General features: G+C 56.0%; 16 protein-coding genes. 6 read left to right on the top strand and 10 right to left on the bottom strand.

Annotated elements, in window-relative coordinates; all coding sequences use genetic code 11:
* Positions 1-179: 179 nt before the first annotated feature.
* Positions 180-863 carry a transglutaminase-like cysteine peptidase gene (locus F0P97_RS17950; RefSeq protein ID WP_182287239.1) on the top strand — a complete coding sequence of 228 codons (684 nt, stop codon included), beginning with the start codon at positions 180-182 and terminating at the stop codon, positions 861-863.
* Positions 864-928: 65 nt separating this feature from the next.
* Positions 929-2,905 (top strand): LapD/MoxY N-terminal periplasmic domain-containing protein, encoded by a 1,977-nt coding sequence (locus F0P97_RS17945; RefSeq protein WP_034361216.1) that lies wholly within the window; start codon positions 929-931, stop codon positions 2,903-2,905.
* A gap of 67 nt (positions 2,906-2,972) precedes the next feature.
* On the opposite strand, the gene F0P97_RS17940 is transcribed toward F0P97_RS17945, so the two are convergent.
* Positions 2,973-3,962, bottom strand: a complete 990-nt coding sequence (locus F0P97_RS17940; protein ID WP_182283365.1) for a bile acid:sodium symporter family protein — start codon at positions 3,960-3,962, stop codon at positions 2,973-2,975.
* Between the two features lie 119 nt (positions 3,963-4,081).
* On the opposite strand from F0P97_RS17940, the gene F0P97_RS17935 reads away from it, so the two are divergent.
* Positions 4,082-5,014, top strand: a complete 933-nt coding sequence (locus tag F0P97_RS17935; RefSeq protein WP_182283364.1) for a LysR family transcriptional regulator — start codon at positions 4,082-4,084, stop codon at positions 5,012-5,014.
* A gap of 4 nt (positions 5,015-5,018) precedes the next feature.
* Here F0P97_RS17935 and F0P97_RS17930 read toward each other — a convergent pair whose 3' ends face one another.
* Complete coding sequence (locus F0P97_RS17930) at positions 5,019-5,330, bottom strand: hypothetical protein (RefSeq protein WP_182283363.1); 312 nt, start codon at positions 5,328-5,330, stop codon at positions 5,019-5,021.
* Between the two features lie 677 nt (positions 5,331-6,007).
* On the opposite strand from F0P97_RS17930, the gene F0P97_RS17925 reads away from it, so the two are divergent.
* On the top strand, positions 6,008-7,576 hold the full coding sequence (locus F0P97_RS17925; protein WP_182283362.1) for a sensor domain-containing diguanylate cyclase: 1,569 nt from the start codon (positions 6,008-6,010) through the stop codon (positions 7,574-7,576).
* A gap of 697 nt (positions 7,577-8,273) precedes the next feature.
* On the opposite strand, the gene infA is transcribed toward F0P97_RS17925, so the two are convergent.
* Positions 8,274-8,537, bottom strand: a complete 264-nt coding sequence (infA, locus tag F0P97_RS17920; protein WP_003061434.1) for a translation initiation factor IF-1 — start codon at positions 8,535-8,537, stop codon at positions 8,274-8,276.
* Between the two features lie 23 nt (positions 8,538-8,560).
* Entirely contained in the window at positions 8,561-8,779 is a 219-nt protein-coding gene (locus tag F0P97_RS17915) for a hypothetical protein (protein ID WP_003053604.1), read from the bottom strand.
* 569 nt (positions 8,780-9,348) lie between these two features.
* On the opposite strand from F0P97_RS17915, the gene F0P97_RS17910 reads away from it, so the two are divergent.
* A complete protein-coding gene (locus F0P97_RS17910; protein WP_182283361.1) occupies positions 9,349-10,359 on the top strand; it encodes a transcriptional regulator domain-containing protein in 1,011 nt (336 codons plus the stop codon).
* Between the two features lie 3 nt (positions 10,360-10,362).
* On the opposite strand, the gene F0P97_RS17905 is transcribed toward F0P97_RS17910, so the two are convergent.
* Both F0P97_RS17905 and F0P97_RS17900 read right to left on the bottom strand, forming a co-directional pair.
* Entirely contained in the window at positions 10,363-11,079 is a 717-nt protein-coding gene (locus tag F0P97_RS17905; protein ID WP_182283360.1) for a M48 family metallopeptidase, read from the bottom strand.
* Entirely contained in the window at positions 11,079-14,213 is a 3,135-nt protein-coding gene (locus tag F0P97_RS17900; protein ID WP_182283359.1) for a type I restriction endonuclease subunit R, read from the bottom strand. Before F0P97_RS17900 ends, F0P97_RS17905 begins: the two co-directional genes overlap by 1 nt.
* A gap of 67 nt (positions 14,214-14,280) precedes the next feature.
* On the opposite strand from F0P97_RS17900, the gene F0P97_RS17895 reads away from it, so the two are divergent.
* On the top strand, positions 14,281-14,454 hold the full coding sequence (locus tag F0P97_RS17895; protein ID WP_182283358.1) for a hypothetical protein: 174 nt from the start codon (positions 14,281-14,283) through the stop codon (positions 14,452-14,454).
* Position 14,455: 1 nt separating this feature from the next.
* Here the strand turns inward: F0P97_RS17895 and F0P97_RS17890 are convergent, their stop codons facing one another.
* From F0P97_RS17890 to F0P97_RS17875, 4 genes are all read right to left on the bottom strand, one after another.
* On the bottom strand, positions 14,456-15,082 hold the full coding sequence (locus F0P97_RS17890; RefSeq protein WP_182283357.1) for a Fic/DOC family protein: 627 nt from the start codon (positions 15,080-15,082) through the stop codon (positions 14,456-14,458).
* Positions 15,079-15,330 carry a hypothetical protein gene (locus F0P97_RS17885; RefSeq protein WP_182283356.1) on the bottom strand — a complete coding sequence of 84 codons (252 nt, stop codon included), beginning with the start codon at positions 15,328-15,330 and terminating at the stop codon, positions 15,079-15,081. The genes F0P97_RS17890 and F0P97_RS17885 overlap by 4 nt, the downstream gene beginning before the upstream one ends.
* A 72-nt stretch (positions 15,331-15,402) precedes the next feature.
* Positions 15,403-16,614 carry a restriction endonuclease subunit S gene (locus tag F0P97_RS17880; RefSeq protein WP_182283355.1) on the bottom strand — a complete coding sequence of 404 codons (1,212 nt, stop codon included), beginning with the start codon at positions 16,612-16,614 and terminating at the stop codon, positions 15,403-15,405.
* On the bottom strand, positions 16,605-19,037 hold the full coding sequence (locus F0P97_RS17875) for a type I restriction-modification system subunit M (protein ID WP_182283354.1): 2,433 nt from the start codon (positions 19,035-19,037) through the stop codon (positions 16,605-16,607). The genes F0P97_RS17880 and F0P97_RS17875 overlap by 10 nt, the downstream gene beginning before the upstream one ends.
* Positions 19,038-19,316 lie beyond the last annotated feature (279 nt).

Genomic DNA, 19,316 nt, shown 5'->3' with positions numbered 1-19,316 from the left:
GATTGGTTACATTTGTGAGCATTGGACCTTGACTGTGTTCCCGTCAACCTTTCAAGATTCATAGCGGTCATCACAGTATTTACAGGCGTCTCAAGCTATTTATGTCTTGCGCGCTTGCCCTTTTTGCAACTCGCTTGAGTACTTCGCCTAGCCTCCTGTTTCCACAGCCCGTGGAAAAAATGCAGCGTCTGTCGCGCAGAGGCATGCTTTTGTATGGCTCGGCGATTCTCGGAGCCTGGGCGCTGCAGAAGGGGTTTGAAGCCGTCGCGCTGGATTTCGACAGCGAGCGGCTGCAGAGCAGCATGCAGTCCCGCTATGGCGCCGCAGGTGTCCAGAGACTGGGTCAGTGGCTGGCGATGCTGCAAGCCCAGAAAGACAGGTCGCTGCAGCAGCAACTGCCGGCCGTCAACACGTTCTGGAATCGCGCAGTGCTGCAGTCGGAGGACAGCGTCCTCTGGTCCCAGTCGGACTATTGGGCAACGCCTCTTGAAACCCTGGGTAGGGGTGCTGGAGACTGCGAGGATTACGTGATTGGCAAGTATTTCTCGCTGCTGCGCCTGGGCGTCGCGGTAGAGAAACTGCGCCTGATCTATGTGCGTGCCCGCCTGGGGGGCGTGGGTAGTACGCAGAGCATTGCGCATATGGTGCTGGGCTACTACGAGACACCTGCAGCCGAACCGCTGGTGCTGGACAGTCTGCTGGACAACATCATGCCGGCAAGCCAGCGCAAGGACTTGACTCCTGTATTCAGCTTCAATGCACAGGGTGTATATGTCGCGGGCGCACAGCCTGCTTCGGTGGACAGGATTACGCGCTGGCGCGATCTGCTGGCGCGCATGAAGCAGGAAGGTTTTTTGCCATGAATGCCATGTTTGACGGTGCGGGCAGCGGAGCCATGTTGAATGGTCCACACAGATAAGGCAGCAAGATGTCGTTGTTAAAACAACTTTTGATCAGCGTGACGGTGGCCATCGTGGCCATCCTGATCGGCACCCTGGCTTTCAGCATTGGTGCTGCGCGTCAGTATCTGGATGGGCAGTTGCAGTCCGAGAGTGAGAACGCCGCATCTTCGCTGGCCTTGTCGCTGTCGCAGCCGGCCAACCAGGATCCGGTCACGCAGGAGCTGCTGATGATGGCCTTGTTCGATGGCGGGCAGTTCAAGCTGATCCGCCTGGCGTCCCCGCAGGGCGAGACCTTGTTCGAGCGCAGACGCGACAACGGCATTACCGATAGTTCTGCCAAGCTCAAGGACGGTGCTGCTCCGCCGTGGTTTGTGGAGGTGCTGCCGCTGCGTTCGCCAAAGGCAGAGCGTGTGATCAGCGATGGCTGGAAGCAGGTTGGGCAATTGACGCTGGTTGTGGACGACAGCTATGCGAGCCAGGCACTGTGGGGCAGCAGCGTGCGCTTGACGGGGGTGGTGGTGCTGGCCGGGCTGGCCTGGGCTTTCTTTGTAGTCTTGCTGTTCAGATGGTTTCGCAAGGTCTTGCAGCAGGAAATCTCGGCGCAGGTTCAAGCGATTGGACGTCAGGCAGGAAGTGAGGCACCGGCGAAGCCCGTCAAGGCCGCGGTTGCCGAGCTGGTGCCCGTACTCAGCGCCATTGCAGACACCCGAGAGCGGGTGCAGGCTACGGCGCAGGAGCAAATGGAGCGTATCGAATCACTGGAGCTGGAGGTCAATCTTGATCCAGTTACTCAGCTGCCGAATCGCAAGTACTTTGTCAATGAGTTGCGTCGCGCGCTCAGTGAAACTGATGGCGTTGCGGCACATGGCCATGTGATGCTGTTCAGGCAGCGTGATCTGCTGGCTCTGAATGCGCAGATGTCCCGGGCCAGTGCCGATGCATGGTTGGCTGCGATGGGTGAACAGGTCAATCAGGTGTTGAAGAGTCATGCCGAGTGCAAGGCTCAGCTGGCACGCCTCAATGGCTCGGACTTTGTGGTTCTCATGCCGGCCCTGGCCGGGCCCCAGGCCATGTCGTTGGTGCAGCAGATCCGACAGGTGCTGCTGTCCATGCGTGTGACCTTGAGCAGCGGCCAATGGTGCCGCTGGAGCTTTGCCCTGACCGATTACTCGGCATCGAGTTCGGTAACAGGTGTGCTTGCGCGGCTGGACTACGGTCTGATGCGAGCCGAGAGTTCGGGCCAGGCCGAGGTGGAATATGTAGCCTACGGCGATGATGAGGTGGTTTCCGATCTGGCCGGAGAAACCTTGTGGCGTCAGATGCTGATTGCCGCCCTGGAGGCACAGGATGCGCTTTCCCTGTCCGTTCAACTACTGCAATTCAAGGGCCGAAACGGGATGCAGGAGCGCGGCGAAGCGTCGCTCTCGCTGCGCACTGCTTCCGGCGAGACCTTGATGGGGTCGCTGTTCTTGCCGGTCGCCGTGCGCCTGGGCTTGTCGGCAGAATTCGATTTGCGAGCGGTGGCCCTCGGGGCTGCATGGCTTGAGCAGAACGATTGCGAGCTGGTCATTCGAATCTCCTTGCCCTCGCTGGCCCAGCCGGACTTCCTGGGCCGGCTGCGTGAAGAGCTGAGTGCACAGAAGTGGGAGCATCGCCTGTCCCTGCTCTGTCTGGAGCTGGATGCGCATGGACTGACGGCTTATCCCGAGGAAGTGGCCGAGTTCTGTCGGGCCATGGCATTGGCCGGTGTCGGCGTGGGACTGCGCCGTCTGGATCAGCAGCCCATGGGCCTGACCAAGCTCCATACCTTGCCGCTGCGCTATGTGAAACTGGGTGGTGAATTCTCGGAGCAGGCTGCGCAAAGCCCTGGTGCCTTGCATCTGCTGCAGGCCATCGTCGAGACTGCGACCGGGCTTGGAATTCAAGTGGTGGTGACCGATGTCGTCAATACGGAGGCTGCGAAGCTGCTGCGTCAGCAAAACGCGCTGACGCTGCTTACTTGAAATGATGGATCTTCCGTGAAAAGAACAAGGGGCGCATGAAGCGCCCCTTTTTATGGGTCTTGTGCTCTTAATGAGCTTCGCTCTGATCGGCGATCTGCACACGCTTGGCATAGCGCTGCGCCAGTACGGCGCAGACCATGAGCTGGATCTGATGGAACAGCATCAGCGGCAGCACGATTGCACCCACGGAGGCGGCGGGAAAGAGCACATTGGCCATGGGAATACCACTGACCATGCTTTTCTTGGAGCCGCAGAACACGAGAGTGATCTCGTCCTCCTTGCTGAAGCCCAGGCGGCGTGCACCCCAGGTGGTGATGAAGAGCACGACGGCCAGCAAAATGCAGCACAACACGATCAAGCCCAGCAGCGAGGGCATGGGTGTCTGCTTCCACAGGCCGCTGATGACGGCCGCGCTGAAGGCGGCATAGACCACAAACAGAATGGAGCCCTGGTCCACCAGCTTGATGATGGAGGCACGACGCTGCAAAAAGCCGCCGATCACAGGGCGCATCAGATGACCGATGACAAAGGGCAGCAGCAGCGTCATGGCAATCTTGCCAATGGCATGCAAGGCGTCGCCGCCTTCCGCATTCTTGTGCAGGATCAGGCTCACCAGGATCGGCGTGACCAGAATGCCCAGCAGGGTAGAGGCGGACGCGCTGCACACGGCGGCGGGCACATTGCCGCGCGCCATGGAGGTGAAGGCAATCGCCGATTGCACCGTGGCGGGCAGGGTGCAAAGAAACAGCACACCGATATACATCTCGGTGGTGACCATGGGCGAAAGCACCGGGCGCAGTGCCAGTCCCAGAACGGGGAACAGCACAAAGGTGGCGATGAAGATCCAGATATGCAGGCGCCAGTGACCTATGCCAGCCAGGATGGCCTGGCGCGATAGCTTGGCGCCGTGCAGAAAAAACAGCAGGCTGACGATGCCGGTGGTGGTCAGTTCCACATATTTGGCGACTTGGCCCGAGGCGGGCAGAAAGCTGGCGAGGACGACGGTGGCAATCAGTGCCAGCGTGAAGTTATCGGGGACAAAGCGGGGGCGAGACATATTCTTGAACTGAAGCCATCCATGCAAAGCACCGGGCCGGTGCGCGATGGCTGCGTATTGGACACGCAATCCATTTAAAAGAGAAATGGATTTATTCGATAGACCTATAATTTTTTGATATGAATATAAGTCTGCGTCAACTGCGTGCCTTTGTGGCAGTAGCCCAAAGCAGCAGTTTCAGTCGTGCTGCCGATGCCCTGGCATTGACCCAGCCTGCCGTCAGCCGCAATGTGACGGATCTGGAGCAGGCCTTGGGCTTGCTGCTGCTGCATCGAACCACGCGTGAGGTGGAACTGACCGAGGCCGGCCGTCTGCTGCTGGGCAATCTCTCGCGCGTGCTTGAGGATCTCGATGCCTGCCTGCTCGAAGTGCAAGGCCTGGCGACTCAGCGCAAGGGCCGCGTGAAGGTGGCCAGCAGTCCCACGCTTTCCGCCAACCTGTTGCCGCAATGCATTGCGCGTGGCAGACAACTGTCACCGGGCGTCAATATCCAGTTGCTCGATCGTATTCAAAGCGATGTGCTGCTCAGCGTGCGCAGTGGGGAGGTGGATTTTGGGGTGGTGATCGACCCATCCGAGAAACAGGACCTGAATGCACAGACCATCCTGACCGAGCCTTTTTGTCTGATCTGCCTTTCCTCGCATGGCCTGGCGCGTGAGAAAGAGGTGCACTGGGCACAGTTGGCTGGTGAATCGTTGGTGCTGCTCGATCATGCATCAGGCAGCCGACGCCTGATCGATGCCGCACTGCAGGCGCATGGCGCGACTGCATCGGTGGTGCAGGAGGTGGGGCATACGGCCACCATCTACAGCATGGTGCAGCAAGGTCTGGGTTTGAGCGTGGTGCCGCGTCTCGCCGTTCCCTCGGCCTGGGCAGCTCGGACTGCTACGACTGCGGCAGCTGGCAGTGCCGCTTTGGTCAGCCGTCCCCTGGTGCCCAAGGTGCAGCGCAGCATCATGCTGGTCAAGCGCCAGCAGCGCGAGCTATCGCCCGTCGCGCACCTGGTCTGGGACCTGATTGCAGCGGAGGCAGTCGGCCTGCTGGGCGAATAGCGGCTCAGGGCCTGAGCACGATGCGTGAATCAATCACCAGCCCTTGGGGCTGCGGCGCGACATATACCGGCTGGGGCGGGGCTGCATAAACCGGTTGTGGCGCATAGTAGGCATCTGGACGGTTTCTGCACTTGCGCTTTTCCTTGTACTCGCCATTGCTCTTCCACTTGCGCTCCACTTTGCAGTGGCCGTCCCAGTACTCTTCCTTGTGCTCGCGCTTGTGGTGGTGATGGCGGTCATGTGCCTGGCTGCTCAGTGGCGTGGCAATCAGCACCACAGGCAGGCAGATGGAAACAAGAGCAAGGATTTTCTTCATTGTGGGTGGGGCAGTCCATGGTCCGAGCCATGGCTGCATCGGTTTCAAAACGCTGCGAGCATAAGCGCAATGCACCGAAGAGACTGTATCAATTCATGAGCGAGACTTGTGATGTGGTTGTGCGCCGGACGTGCGTGAGGTGCTGGTTCTTATAAGAAAGAGAGCTGCTTGCGCTTGAAATACATTCGCTTCGAGATGATTTCTATCTGAAATTAAGTAAATTCAGGCGAAACAAGCTATTCAAAAGATAGCTTTTCAATGGATGTCTGTTTTGACCTGGACCCTGGTAGACGCAGCTACTTGAACGCCATGGCTTCTGGGATCGGGCATTGACATCGCAAACCGATACCGCGGTTAGCTGCGCCTCGCTAGGCCGCTCAGGGTTGGATCGGATCGCCGGCTTCCGCTCGAGGCACGTTTGCGCCTGAAGAAACCTTGAACATGCTGGGTTGCAGGCCTGGGGCTGTGTCGGAGTTTCTTTGGGCAGGAATGACCGCTGCGGCCTCGGTGGCAGCGACCGAACCGTTGCTTCATGTTCGGCCTCGTCTGCTGCTCTGTCCCATGTCGTTTCACGAGATGGTGGAAAATCCGTCCGACCCTGTCCAATCTAAGCAGGGAAGCTGCAGGCAATGCAAAAGTGCTGTTCTTGCCAGGTTGACGTTGAGAGGAGTGTCGAGGTGTGGTGTCGAAAGAAGAAGAGGGAGGCCAGCGTCACCAGTCGTGATGGCGGGTGCAAAGTTCTGGCTGCCAAGCGCGATGCACAGCTGGCGACCAGTCTGTTGTTGGTAATCTGGGTCTCTGTACTGGTAGCCACCAGCTGGCAAATCTGGTCGGCGCATCAACGCACTCTGAGCGAGATTGATACCAACAATCGCAATCTTGCACAGACGCTGAACACCTATGCCGAGGGGGTCTTCACCCAGAGCTCCATGCTGCTGCTCGGCATGCTTGAGCGCCTGGAGGTGGAGGGCACCACGCCTGGGCATCTTGTGCGCATGCAGCAACTGGTCGGTCGCCAGGAACATCTGCTTTCCCAGCTCAATGAATTGCTCGTCCTCGATGCGAGCGGTAAATGGCTCATGTCGTCGAGAGGAGGATTTCTCGAGGGAACCAGCAGCGCTGACCGTCGCTTTTTTTCATACCACCGCGATAACCCGTCGCACGAGGTCTTCATCGGTGCACCCATACGTAGCCGTTCTACGGGGGAATGGGTGCTTACCATCAGCCGGCGATTTGAGAACCAAGAGGGCGACTTTGCCGGGGTCATTGTTGTCGTGCTGGGGATAGAGAACTTTCTGCACTTGTTCGGCAAGATCGATGTCGGCGAGCAAGGGTCTATTGGATTCGCAACGACCAGCGGACAGTTGCTGGTGCGTTATCCATTTCGTGAACAGGATCTGGGGCGTGACTTCTCTCGTTCCCCTAACTTTCTGCGCTATTACTCAAACCTGAAATCCGGCACGGCGTCGTTTGAGTCCGGCATAGATGGAACGGAAAGGCTATATGCCTTCAGGAGCAATGATCGTTATCCAGTTTTCACGGTGGTTGCCCGGGGGCGGTATGAGGCACTGCAAGCCTGGCGAAGCCAGGCGCTGCTGACGACAGGTGTGGTGCTAGGACTGCTGGCAGTTGTCACACTGATAGGCTGGCGCCTGATCCTGCTCATCCGACAGCGTGCGCAGGCCGAGACATCCTTGATGGCAGTGCGTGAGAAGTTACTGGATGCCAACCTCGAACTGGAGCGGCTGGCCACTCAGGATTCATTGACAGGGCTGGCGAACCGGCGACGCTTCGATGAGGTACTGCAACTGGAGGTCCGGCGTGCCGCGCGTGACGGGACGGTGCTCTCGCTTTTGCTCATCGATCTGGATCATTTCAAGGGCTTCAATGACCGCTATGGTCATGTCGCCGGTGACGAATGCCTGAAAGCGGTGTCGCGGCAGCTGGAGCTGTCGGCCAAGCGTTCAGGGGATCTGGCAGCACGTTACGGCGGGGAGGAACTTGCCATCATTCTTCCCAATACCGCGCTTGAGGGGGCCATGCGCGTTGCCGAGGAGTTGCTGAAGTGCATACGGGGACTCGATATTGCCCATGAGTCCAGCCAATTCGGCCATGTCACTGTGAGCATAGGAGCGGCAAGCATGCAGGGCAGGCATGGACTGACGAGTCCGCTGGATCTGGTTGAAGCGGCCGATCAAGCTCTGTATCGGGCCAAGGCGGCTGGGCGCAATCGTGTCGAGTGCTGAACTGTCGGAGCTGGTCTCTCGGATCCTTAGACGACATTCAGACAAACTGAGGGCGCGAGCCGTCATTTCAAATCCCTAGTCTTGCCAAAGGGGAGCGCTGCCTGGAGGTATTTGTCGAGCCATGGTCAGGAGGTCGGCGCAGGACACAGCAAAAGCACCGGAGCCGGCTAGCGTATTCCTGCGAATATCTGGCCTGAGCACTGGTGCCCGCGAAGGCAGGCAGGTTGGCCTATCGCATGATTCACGACAGGGCTTCATGTAGATGCTTGTTGATGCTGACTCGGAGGGTTATGACCTGCATCGACGCCAGCGCTACGCGCTGGACGGTCGCAGATCTACAAGGAAGTTCAACACTTGCTGCGAGGGGTCGGCGCTGGGGCGAGGTCGGCAATGGCAACGCCACCGATGACTGGTGGCAGACTTTGTGCATGCCTGATTCCAGGCTGGTCAGGCTGGATGTGCAGGCTGTGGGAATCTCAAGCAAATGGCGTGAGAGTGCCTCAGCGATCCATATCGACACGCGCTGAAGGCAGTGCGAGCATCGAAGAGCCAGAACTGGCCGCTGCGATCTGCATCTGGAGCAGGCAGAGCTTGCAATTGAGCTGCAGGCCGGGTGCTTGCGCGGCCCCGTGATCCTGCAGCTGATGCAAGCATGTCAGAACTGGTGGCCGTAGCGCACCATATCAACCACCGAGGCTTAGTGGCGGCGCTGCTGCGGCGCAGGGTTGCTGTTGTTGGAACGCTCGATATGACGGAAGGTCAGGCGACCCTTGTTCAGATCATAGGGAGACATCTCCAGCGTTACCTTGTCGCCTGCCAGCACGCGAATACGGTGCTTGCGCATCTTGCCGCCGGAGTAGGCAATCAGCTGGTGGCCGTTGTCCAGCGTCACACGAAAACGGGCGTCCGGCAAAACCTCGTCCACTCTGCCTTGCATTTCAATCAATTCTTCTTTGGCCAAAATATTTCCTTTCTACAAAGAGGTCAGTTCAACTGGTTGTCCAGCACCATGCTGCGCCCCTCGGCGAGGGCATATTTGCTGGCCATATCCGGGGTGTCGAACTGGCGGATAAACCTGAAAATCCGGTCATAGGTTCCGCGTCGGATGGAAACCGCTGCAGCAACCTTGCCGGAGTGAGTCATTTGGGTGAGGGCAGTCACAATGTAGTTGCCGACACGCTCTGTGATTTGTTCTGTGTGCATATCGAGTCAACGGGCGGCACAAACCCAGGGCAGGGCATGCCGACCAATGAAAAATGAAGGAGTCCAGCTCTGATGAGCCGGGATCAAATAAGCCAGCCGCTTGCGGGTGGCTTAAGCTTCTTGCCATGGAGTGCTATGACTGTATGGAGCCAAGCGTGGGCAACGTGAGAACTGCCTGAGAAATACTGCGTAGGGCAAGTGCCACGCAGCAATCCGAAGATTATAAAGCATTGTTCTTTTATGCGCAAATCGTGATGAAACCGAGGCGCAGCAAAATAAAAAGCCCCAGGCTCTTGCGAACCTGGGGCTTTTATTCTGGTGCCGGAGACATGAATCGAACACGCGACCTTCTCATTACGAACTCTGGCGCGAAGTATCGTCGATTGATGCTCACTACTGTCTTCACTCGAGACAAACCAATTTTAGCATCCCGCATTGATGCCGAATAGTGCCGAAATTTTTCCTCAACTGTGACATAGCTGTGACACGGAGGGCTTGCGTCTAGGCCCTGTTTTGGCACGATTCAGACCACCTGATACGGCTATAGATTTTCAACTTGGGAGGGCACGATGAGCGCAGTGCAAGCAGACAAAGAGCCAGTGGGGCCGAAGTCATCCAGGCAATGGGCTTGGGAATTTCTTAGACGCAACCCTGCATACAGAGATGCGTATGCGCAGTGGATGGCGCTTCCGGAGGCTGTTCGTAACTTGAACATCAACGCACAGGACCTTTGCCGATCACTGTCCGACGAAATTCCTATGTCCTTTTTTGTGGTTGAAGAGCAGCAGCAGCTTGATGACACGTGGCATGAGAAGCTGAGTGGCAAGAGTAAGGCAGAGGATTTCGCGGCTGTTAGTCCATTTCATCCAAAGAAAGGGGTGGAGCCCTTGCCTGGGGAGAATTTAAAGGAATGGCATAAGCGCACTCTAGAGATAAGAAAAGAGGTGGGATTCACAATTTGCCATTCTTCATCTATCTTGCCGAGAGAAAGATTTGGCTTGAAAAAGTGGATTGATCCAGAGGTCTCACCACTTCCTGAGTCAGATACTGATATTTTTGAAGAACTAGAATTTGAGGTGTATGCAGAATTTTTAAAGTCAGAGCACTTTCGCAATAAGCCATGTTCTATATCTGTGGGGGATATAGAGAGAACTGAAGTTGTTCTGAAAATAGATGTAATGCAGCCAATGCATTATCTTAAGGAGCAATTGGAGAAGATTGTAAAAGAGCAAAGAGCTTTTGTCTTGGAGATAATGGAGCTGAAGCCCGACTATTTTTCAAGAGAAAAAGGAGGGGTTTATTTTGAGTACAAAGGGAAAGGTAGCATAAATAAAGGAGGTGTATATAAAGAGTATTTGAAAATTCTTGATAGAATTTTGATGGGGGAGAGTAAAAAGGATATTATATCTATTGAGCCTGGTTTTGCTCGATCTAGAAGTGATGATAATTATGTTGAAACCATGGAGAAAAGATATGATGAAGCGCTCATTATTCGGGATGCAGATTATCGGAAAATGGCATATTTCGATGACTATCGAGGCGAACTCAGGAAGATGAAAAAATCTCAAAAAAAGGATTAATTTTTAATAAGACCAATTTTCATGTCGAACGGGTAGATTATTAAGTTCTTCCCTGAAATATTCCCACTTTGGCATAAATAAATTCATTACTGAAATAAAGCGTGCATTGTGACTAGGTTCAATTAAATGAGCTAGCTCGTGCACGATGATGTATTCCAGACATTCGGGCGGCTTTTTTGCTAGATCGGTGTTCAGCCGAATGGCGCGGCTGTCGGGGTTGCAGCTTCCCCACTTGGTTTTCATGCGCTGCACAAAAACCTTGGAGGCTTTCACGTTCATCAATGCTTCCCACTTTTGCAGCAGCGGTGGCAATGCCGTCTTGACCTGTTCGCGATACCATGCATCCAGCAGTTCCTCGCGGCGTTCCGTGCTGGTGCTTGGGCGAACACCAAGCACGATTCGTTTGTGCTGGAGGTCAATGGCGGGCGTGGCATCGCGTTCGATCACGGTCAGCAGATACCGCTTGCCCCACAGATAGTGGCTCTCGCGGTCTATGTAATCGCGCGGGGCTTCGCGTTTCTGTGCGCGCACTTTGCGCTGCTGGCTTTTGATCCATGGCAGCTTGGAAATCGCAAACACCCGGATCGTGTCCAATGCCATGTGCTCGGGCGCAGAAATCCGTATGCGACCGGCGGGTGGGTACACGCTCAAGTGCACATGCTTGATGCGCTTTCTGATCACCTCGGCAGCGATGCCGCCCAGATCAATGCTCTCTGGCATCAATATTCCTGCTGCGCGTTGATGACGAGAAACAGGCGCTCTACTTCGTCCACGTCTTTGAGTGTGTCATACAGCGCACGTTTAATCACTAACTCCTTGGCCTGTACGCCTCTCCAGCCATCTGGACGGGCCAGCCGCACCGATTTGTCGATTTTGAGCGCCAGGGACACAGCAGGGTCTTCATCGCTGTATGCGGGGCCGTAAGGTGCATCCGCCTCTGCTACTTTCACTGCATGCAGCACCGGCGAGTTCTGTAGGTTGTTGAAAATGGCGCGCTTGCCGGGTGAGTCGAGCTTGCCTGATGTGGGGTCTGCTGGACCTGTCTGTACCTTGGTAGCAATGTCTGCAATGCGCTTCAAATACTCTTCGTACTCGATGGCGCGCTCCTTGCGCAGCGTGATGATTTCATTGAGCAGGGCAGACATTTTTTCAAAGTAGGCCGGGTCGGTCAGGCTGTCTTTGATGATCTTGCTGCGAACGTTGTTTTCAATTGTCTCGGCAATAGCTTGCTGGTTGCCCTGCATGTCGGCCAGCTTGTTGGCAATCGCATCCGCAATGCCTGTCTTCACGATCAAGTCCAGCAATCCAATGCCGTCAAATGGCGAAATCTTGCGTGGCTCACTGGCTTCGATATAGGTGTCTATCAAGTGCCGCATGTCTGCCTCAAAAGGCTTGAGGTCCAAGGTCTCGCCGCTGGCCTTGCGGATGATCTCGCGGATGGCAAGGTACCGATCCAGCTTGGTCTTGATGGACTTGGCGTCTTGTTCGCTGTACCCGGCTGCAGCCATTTCATCGGCCACATTGGCATAGGCACGCAGCAGCGCAACCACACCCTTGTAGAAAGCTACGCGCTGTGGTTCGTGGGTTTTCAGGTCGTCGGCAATCTCGGTATTGCCGCAGAAGTAGTGAATGTGCTCCAGCTCACCCTTGGGCGGCTGTACTGGCTCGCACAGCAAGAACAAGGCTTCCAGCGCAGCATCCAGCCGTTCCCGGCCCAACGTCAGCCGATCCTGCAGCATCACTTCGGGGTCGGCACCGCCTGCACTGTGGTCGATCTCCGAGGTGTACACCGCAATGGCTTTCTCCACCTTTTTGAACAAGTCCTTGTAATCGACGATGTAGCCAAAGTCCTTGTCATCGCCGTCCAGTCGGTTGGTACGGCAAATTGCCTGGAACAGACCATGGTCCTGCATGGACTTGTCGATGTACAGGTAAGAGCAGGGCGGCGCATCAAAGCCGGTCAGCAGCTTGTCCACAACGACAAGCAGGCGCATGTTGGCAGGTTCCTTGATGAATAGGGCCTTGGCTTGGTCTTCGTAGGTTTCTGTTTTGGACTTGCCCGGCTTGGGCTGCACATTGCTCAGCAGTTCGGTATAGGTGTTGTAGATGAACTGCTTGTCGGTCTCTGTACCGGCGCCAATCTCTTCCAGCGTCACATCCTTGGCCTGCGGGTTGTATGAGGTGATGACCGCGCATCGGCCCTTGAACAGCGTCTTCTGGAACAGCGTGAAGTATTTGCAGGCCTCGTAGATGCTCGATGCCACCAGAATGGCATTGCCCCGCTCGCTGGACAGGCGCGGTTTGACGCTGAAGTCAAAAATAATGTCCGCCACCACCCGGTCCATGCGGGCTTTGGAGCTGAGCACGTTCTGCATCGTGCCCCATTGCTTTTTCAGCTCTTCTTTTTGCCAGTCGTTCAGCGCCTTGGTTTTGGCGTCAAACCACTGGTCGATCTTGTCTTGTGAGCCCAGCTTTTGGTCAATGTCGCGGGCCTCGTACACTAGGTCCAGCACCACGCCATCTTCCACGGCTTCGCTGAATTTATAGGTGTGGATATAGCCGCCAAACACTTCCAAGCTGCTGGCCTTGTCTTTCTTGAGTAGAGGCGTGCCAGTGAAGCCGATGAACACCGCATTGGGCATCAGCGCCTTCATCACGCGGTTGAGCTTGCCGCCCTGTGTGCGGTGGCATTCGTCCACAAACACAAACACCTCGCCCACTGTGGGGCTGGGCTGCGCCTGCAGGTCTTTGATGAAGGCGTCAAAGTCCACATCGGCATTTTTGGCGGTCGCGCCAAACTTGTGCACCAGCGAGCACAGCAGCCGGGGCGTAGCCTGGCCAAGTTGGCTCATCAAGTCGCGGCCACTGCTGGTGCGGCAGATGGTTTCACCGGCATCGGTAAACACCCGCTCGATCTGTTTGTCCAGTTCATCGCGGTCGGTGATGATGGCCACCCGCGCCTGCGGCTTGTTCTCCAGAATCCACTTGGCCAGCAGCACCATCAAAATGCTTTTGCCAGCCCCCTGCGTATGCCAGATGATGCCGCCCTGGCGCTGGTGCACATGCTCTTGCGCGGCCTTGATGCCGAAATACTGGTGCACGCGGGGCAGCTTCTTCACACCGCCGTCGAACAGTACAAAGTCGTGCATCAACTCGATGAGGCGGGCCTTGCTGCACATCCTCAGCAGGTACTTGTCCAGCTTGTAGCGGCTGTTGTCGGCCTCGTCTTCCTTCCAGGTCAGGAAGAATTTCTCCGGCGTGCCAATGGTGCCGTACTGCATGCCTTCGGAATCGTTACCCGCCATCACCAACTGCACGGTGCTGAAGAACCAGGCGTTGAATTCCGGCTGCTGGTTTGACAGGCTTTGCCTGATGCCATCGCCAATGCTGACCCGGCTGTTTTTGAGCTCCAGCACACCGATGGCGATGCCGTTGATATACAGCACCACATCGGGTCGCCGCTGTTGCTTGCCCTTGAGCGTAACTTCTTCGGCAATCGCAAAGTGATTGCTGGCGGGTGCTTTCCAGTTGATCAGGTGCACGGTTTCCGTCACCTTGCCCGCTTCGGTCTTCACCGGCACGCCATAGCGCAGCAACTGGTATACGGCCTGGTTGTTGCCGTACAGGCTGCGGTCGGGGTGATTGGCTTCGGTGCGCAGCTTGTACAGCGCCGTGCTGATCTGGGCTGGGCTGTAGCCAGCGCTGGTCAGATACTCGGTCAGCAAGCCTTCTTCGATGTTGCTGTTGCCCGCGCGGTCGGTCCAGTCGCCCAGGTAGCTGTACCCCAGTTCGTCACAAAACAGCTTGACCACGCGGTTTTGCGTGGCGCGCTCAGGCTTGCCAATATCGCTCATATGGATGTTTTCTCCCTCTCCGCCAGATCAACCCGGTACACTGTACAGATAGCCACATACTGTGACCATGCTCAAACACAACACCTCTGCCAAGAAGCCTGCCAAGCCCAGCCCACAAGCCGTGCGCCGCGCCGTGGCCAGTTCCACTGCGCTGGAAACAGGGCTGACCGTGCAACAGCTGGAGCAGAAGCTGCAAAATCGCAGTCAGCACCGTTTTGCGCACATCAAGCTAGCGGCCTGACTCAAGTCGCGCCACCGCTCAGCGCTTGCTCCACGAGCCGTTTCATCGGCGCGTAGTTTCCTAGAAAACCTTGGTGAATCGCCCGAATGTAGGCGGGCTTGTCGGTATTCCACGTGCTGTAGTCCAGTGGCAGCCTGCCTGATTGCACGGCCATTACGTCCGCCAGCAGGCGTGACAAGCGCCCGTTCCCCTCGCGAAACGGGTGAATCAAAATAAATTCCACGTGCGTGATGGCAATAGCGTCCACCAGCGCATCAGTGTCCATGTCGTGGCAAGGTGTCCAGCGGGCTAGACAAGACCGCTCGAAATCAGCCAACAAGCGGGGAATCTGCGCGGAAGCCGCAAACATAAAACCGTCCTTGCCCATGTTGACCGAGCGCTCCTGACCCGCCCATTCAAAGACATTGCCCAACCAGCGGCGGTGCCAGGTCTTCAAATCCTCCGCTGTCAAAACCCGATTGGGCAGGTGTTTGACCAGCACCTCCTCATACAACCGCTGCAGCAGCTCCAGCTCCAAGTCATCCATGTCTTCCACAGACTGAATGCCCAGCTTGTTGGCCAGTACCAGGTCATTCGAGCCTGGCTGGAACTCACCCTGGGTGCCATGAACGGCGTAGCGGTCTGTCATGGAGCCCTGTGTGCGCGGAATTGCTTGGAGCCCAGAGCCACGGGAATGGGCTTGGCGATGTGGCGAAGCACCCGCACCGTGCCATTGGCAGCTATCTCCACCAAGTGACCATCGCGGGCCTCCAGCACCTTGCCGCTGGTGGTGAGCGCCTGTCGGCGTGCCTGCCGCACAGCGATTTGCGCCAGCGAGGGGATGCGGGCTTCCATGTTCTGCATGGATGCTTCGCTCATGGTGGATGGGGGCGTCATGGGGGGATACAGAAGATATGTAGTCAAAATAGCCTCTAGCGCTTATCCATCAAGCGCAAGAAGCTACGCGATTTATAGTAAACGAATCCTGCCGGTCAGCAGCTCCTGCATCATGCCTTGCTTGATCTGGCGGGCTTTGGCGAGGCGGGACTCCAGGGCTTCGAGTTCGGTGTCCATATCACTGAGGACCGCGGCGATAGCGGTTTGCTCCGATTTTGGGGGAAGCTGAAATTCAATCTTCTTCAGTTCTGGAAGAGAAATTCCCTTCACTGTACTTCCACTCCCTAGACCATCAATTGTTTGACTGTGGTATTGGAACCAAAAAAATAAGTAGCGCACATCTAAAGTGGATTTGTGAAAGAGTGCTTTAAGGTCTTGGTTGATGGCAACATCCACTTCATATATGACAGCTTTCCCAAGAGCCATTCGTGTGGAAGTGATGAGAGTCCCTTTGGCAATCAAATTTGACGCACTGCTATTTAATCCTATTTTCGTAATTGACTCTTGTGTTTCACGTGAGTTAAAGGTGGCGAAGTCCTTAACGGTCACCCAAGGTATTTCCCCGCCCCAATAGCCAGAATTTGTACGGCTGGGCGTTCCGCCTCCAACGAACTTCTCAACTACATCACCCAGCTGCTTAACCTCCCACTCCCCACTAAACCCCGGCAGCCTCCGCTTGCCGGTAAGTAATTCCTGCATGGCACCTTGTTTGATTTGGCGCTTTTTGGTGATGAGTTGATCCAGGGATTCGATGAGGGCATCGGCATCGCTCAAAGCTTCGGCAATGGATTCTTGTTCGACTTGGGTCGGCGGAAGTGAGAGTGGATAAGCCTTTAATTCTTTAAGGTCAACGCCGGTTTGCCCAGATGAGCGCTGTGAAAGTTTGTCTATGAATGTGAATAAAGAATCTTGCTTTAAAAAATAGTAGGCATATTCTTTGTTTATCTGGCTTTCCGGTATTGCTTTAATCAGTGCTACGTTATATGCGCCCGAAATTCCTTTTAATATCTGAAAGACTGGAGGCCCATAGCGGCCAATCATAATATCGCTCTCATCACAAAACCTACGTACTAGCTTTGAGGGTACATAGGTTTCGTACTTGTTCGATTTGTAATCTCGTATTTGGATAAGCCTTGTGTATCCAGGAATCCATGATTGCTTGAAGTGACTTTTGTCAGGCTGTGATCCACCTTCAAATTTAATCAAATCGCCAACGGTGCAATCAAGCCAGTCTGCTGGAACGATGCCTGCTTCGGTACGCTTGTATCCCGTCTTCAGTTCCATACGAACCCCATCTTCGCCAGATGCTGGTTCACCTTGGCTTCTAGTTTCGCCACGTGACTGGCCATCTGCGGCATGGGCGTGTCGTAGCGGTCCGCCAGTTCCTTGACCCGCTGTGTCAGTGCCTGGCTGATGCGATCCATTTCGCCGTGGATCGCAGTACGCAGCGCAGCCAGCCATTTGTCATCTACCACCAGCGTCTGAGTATCTGCTTGGCTGAGCTTGGGGTATTGGGCCAGTGCCTTGGCGTCCAGCGCGGCCTCGGCATCTCTGAGCTGTTTTTTCAGGTCGGCCTCTTGCTTGGCAAGCTTGAGCCAGTGGTTCAGTACCTCGGCTTCTTCCTTGGCATCCGCGTCGCCCTTGATCTCGCGCAGCCGGTCGGTCACGCCGGCCTTGTTGATCTTGTCAAAGCCGGAGAACGCTGCATCGTCACCACTGTGTTCTTCTTCCAGCTCGGTGAGTTGGGTGGTGATGCTTTCGAGGTTGGCCGCCAATTCATCAATGGCGGCTTGATCCTGGGCAAAGTAGCGTGCCACGATCAGCGGCTTGGGCACCAGGTCGCATGCCCAGCCCTTGTCCGTGGTTTTGGTGACTTTGCCGTCTTTGTTTTTCTTGACTTCAATGATGCGGTAGGTTTCTGCCTTCCAGCCATCGGCGGCAATCAGATAGGCATCGTCCTGCATCGTGGTGGCCCAGTAGTCCATCAGGTGCTGGTACACGGCGTATTCGTCGATCAGCGGCTGGCCGGTGTAATGGGCCAGCAGGTTTTCGGACAGCTCGGCAATCAATTGCTTGGGGTGAAAACCTGGCTGCAGTGCCTTGAGTGTGGGCGTAGTGCGTGTCTGCCAGTCGGCAAACAAGGTGTTCATGCGCTGCACAAAGGCTGTGAACTCGGCATGTGCGTGGATCGTGGTCTTGATCGTGGTCTTATCCACTGCCAGAGACAGGTAGCCGGGCCGCAGCGTGCTGAACAGTGACTGGCGTAGTGTTGGGCACACAGCCCAGTAGGGCTTGAGCGCAGGACTATCTATGTCTGCAACCGGAATGCCGCCTTGCAGATGCCCGGCAATGTCTTGCAGGTCTTCGGCCACGCTGCTGTCGATATAGCGCGGCAGGTTGAGATTGAAGTCGTTTTTCTCGATTTCTTCCAGGCTCACCATGCGTGCAAGTTTGGGCACGTCGGTTTGCTTGGTGAACACATCCACGATTTTGTGAAGGTCTTGCTCGCGCAGCCGGTTTTTGGGGCCGTCTTTCATGTAGCCGCTGCTGGCGTCCAGCATGAAGATGCCTTTGCGCGCCTGTGCGTTTTGCTTGTCGATGACGATGATGCAAGCCGGAATGCCGGTGCCATAGAACAGGTTGGCGGGCAGGCCGATGATGCCTTTGATGTAGCCATGGCGGATCAGGTTCTTGCGAATGTCGGCTTCGGCATTGCCACGGAATAGCACGCCGTGCGGCAAGATGCACGCGGCTTGGCCGGTGCTCTTGAGTGAGCGGATGATATGCAGCAGATAGGCAAAGTCACCCTGTTTGGCGGGTGGCACGCCAAAGGTGTCAAACCGGCCATAGGGGTCGTGAAGAGGGTCGATGCCGGTGCTCCAGCGCTTGTCGGAAAAGGGCGGATTGGCCACTACATAGTCAAAGGTCTTGAGCACGTCTTGCCCGCCCATGCTGACCTTGAACTTCGGGTCCGCCAACGTGTTGCCCTGGTGGATTTCTGCCGTGGGGTTGTCGTGCAAGATCATGTTCATGCGCGCCAAGCCGCTGGTGGCTGAGTCTTTCTCCTGGCCGTAGAGCGTGACCTTGGCTGAGGCTTCATCGCCCACCTTCAATAGCAGTGAGCCCGATCCGCAGGTGGGGTCGTACACCGTCGTAGCGCTAGTGGTGTGCGCGCCCCCAATGCCAATGATCTTGGCCATGACGCGGCTAACTTCGGCTGGGGTGTAGAACTGCCCCTTGCTCTTGCCACTTTCAGTGGCGAAGTGGCGCATCAGATACTCATAAGCATCTCCCAGAATGTCGTCGCCATCGGCACGGTTCTTGGAGAAGTCCAGCGCCGGGTTTTCAAACGTGGCGATCAGGTTGGTGAGCCGATCCACCATCTCTTTGCCAGTGCCGAGCTTGGTGGCGTCATTGAAGTCCGGCATGTCGGCCAGCTTGTTGGCTGCAGCCAGCGGGCCCACGATGCGCTTGTTGATCTGGTCTCCAATGTCGGTGCTGCCCTTGAGCGCCACCATGTCGGCAAAGCTGGCACCAGCAGGGATGGTGATGGGCGCGAAGGGCTGCCCGGCGTACTTGTCGCTGACGTATTTGATGAACAGCAGCACCAGCACGTAATCCTTGTACTGGCTGGCATCCATGCCGCCGCGCAGTTCGTCACACGATGCCCAGAGGGACGAATAGAGCTCAGATTTCTTGATAGCCATGGGTGGTCGCTTATTTCCTTAACCAGCGATTGTGACCCACTTCAGCAGCCCTTCCTGTGGGTCTGCGTGGCGCTCGGGCCGGTTGGCGTTGGGTAGACCGCTGGTAGACCAGCAACATTTGAATTCCGAAATCTTTAAATGAAATTCCATGTGTTATGAGTGGCTATTTGGGTTGATTTTCTGAAATTTTCCTAAGTCATTGAATTTAAATAAAAAAATCCGGGAAATTATAGTTTTTTATGCTTTCCCGGCTTGGCTGATTGCTCGAAATATATTTGC

The organism is Comamonas testosteroni (assembly GCF_014076415.1).
GTDB classification, from domain to species: Bacteria; Pseudomonadota; Gammaproteobacteria; order Burkholderiales; family Burkholderiaceae_C; genus Comamonas; species Comamonas testosteroni_F.
Note: the sequence above shows the minus strand (reverse complement) of the source record. Positions and strands in the feature narration are given on the sequence as shown.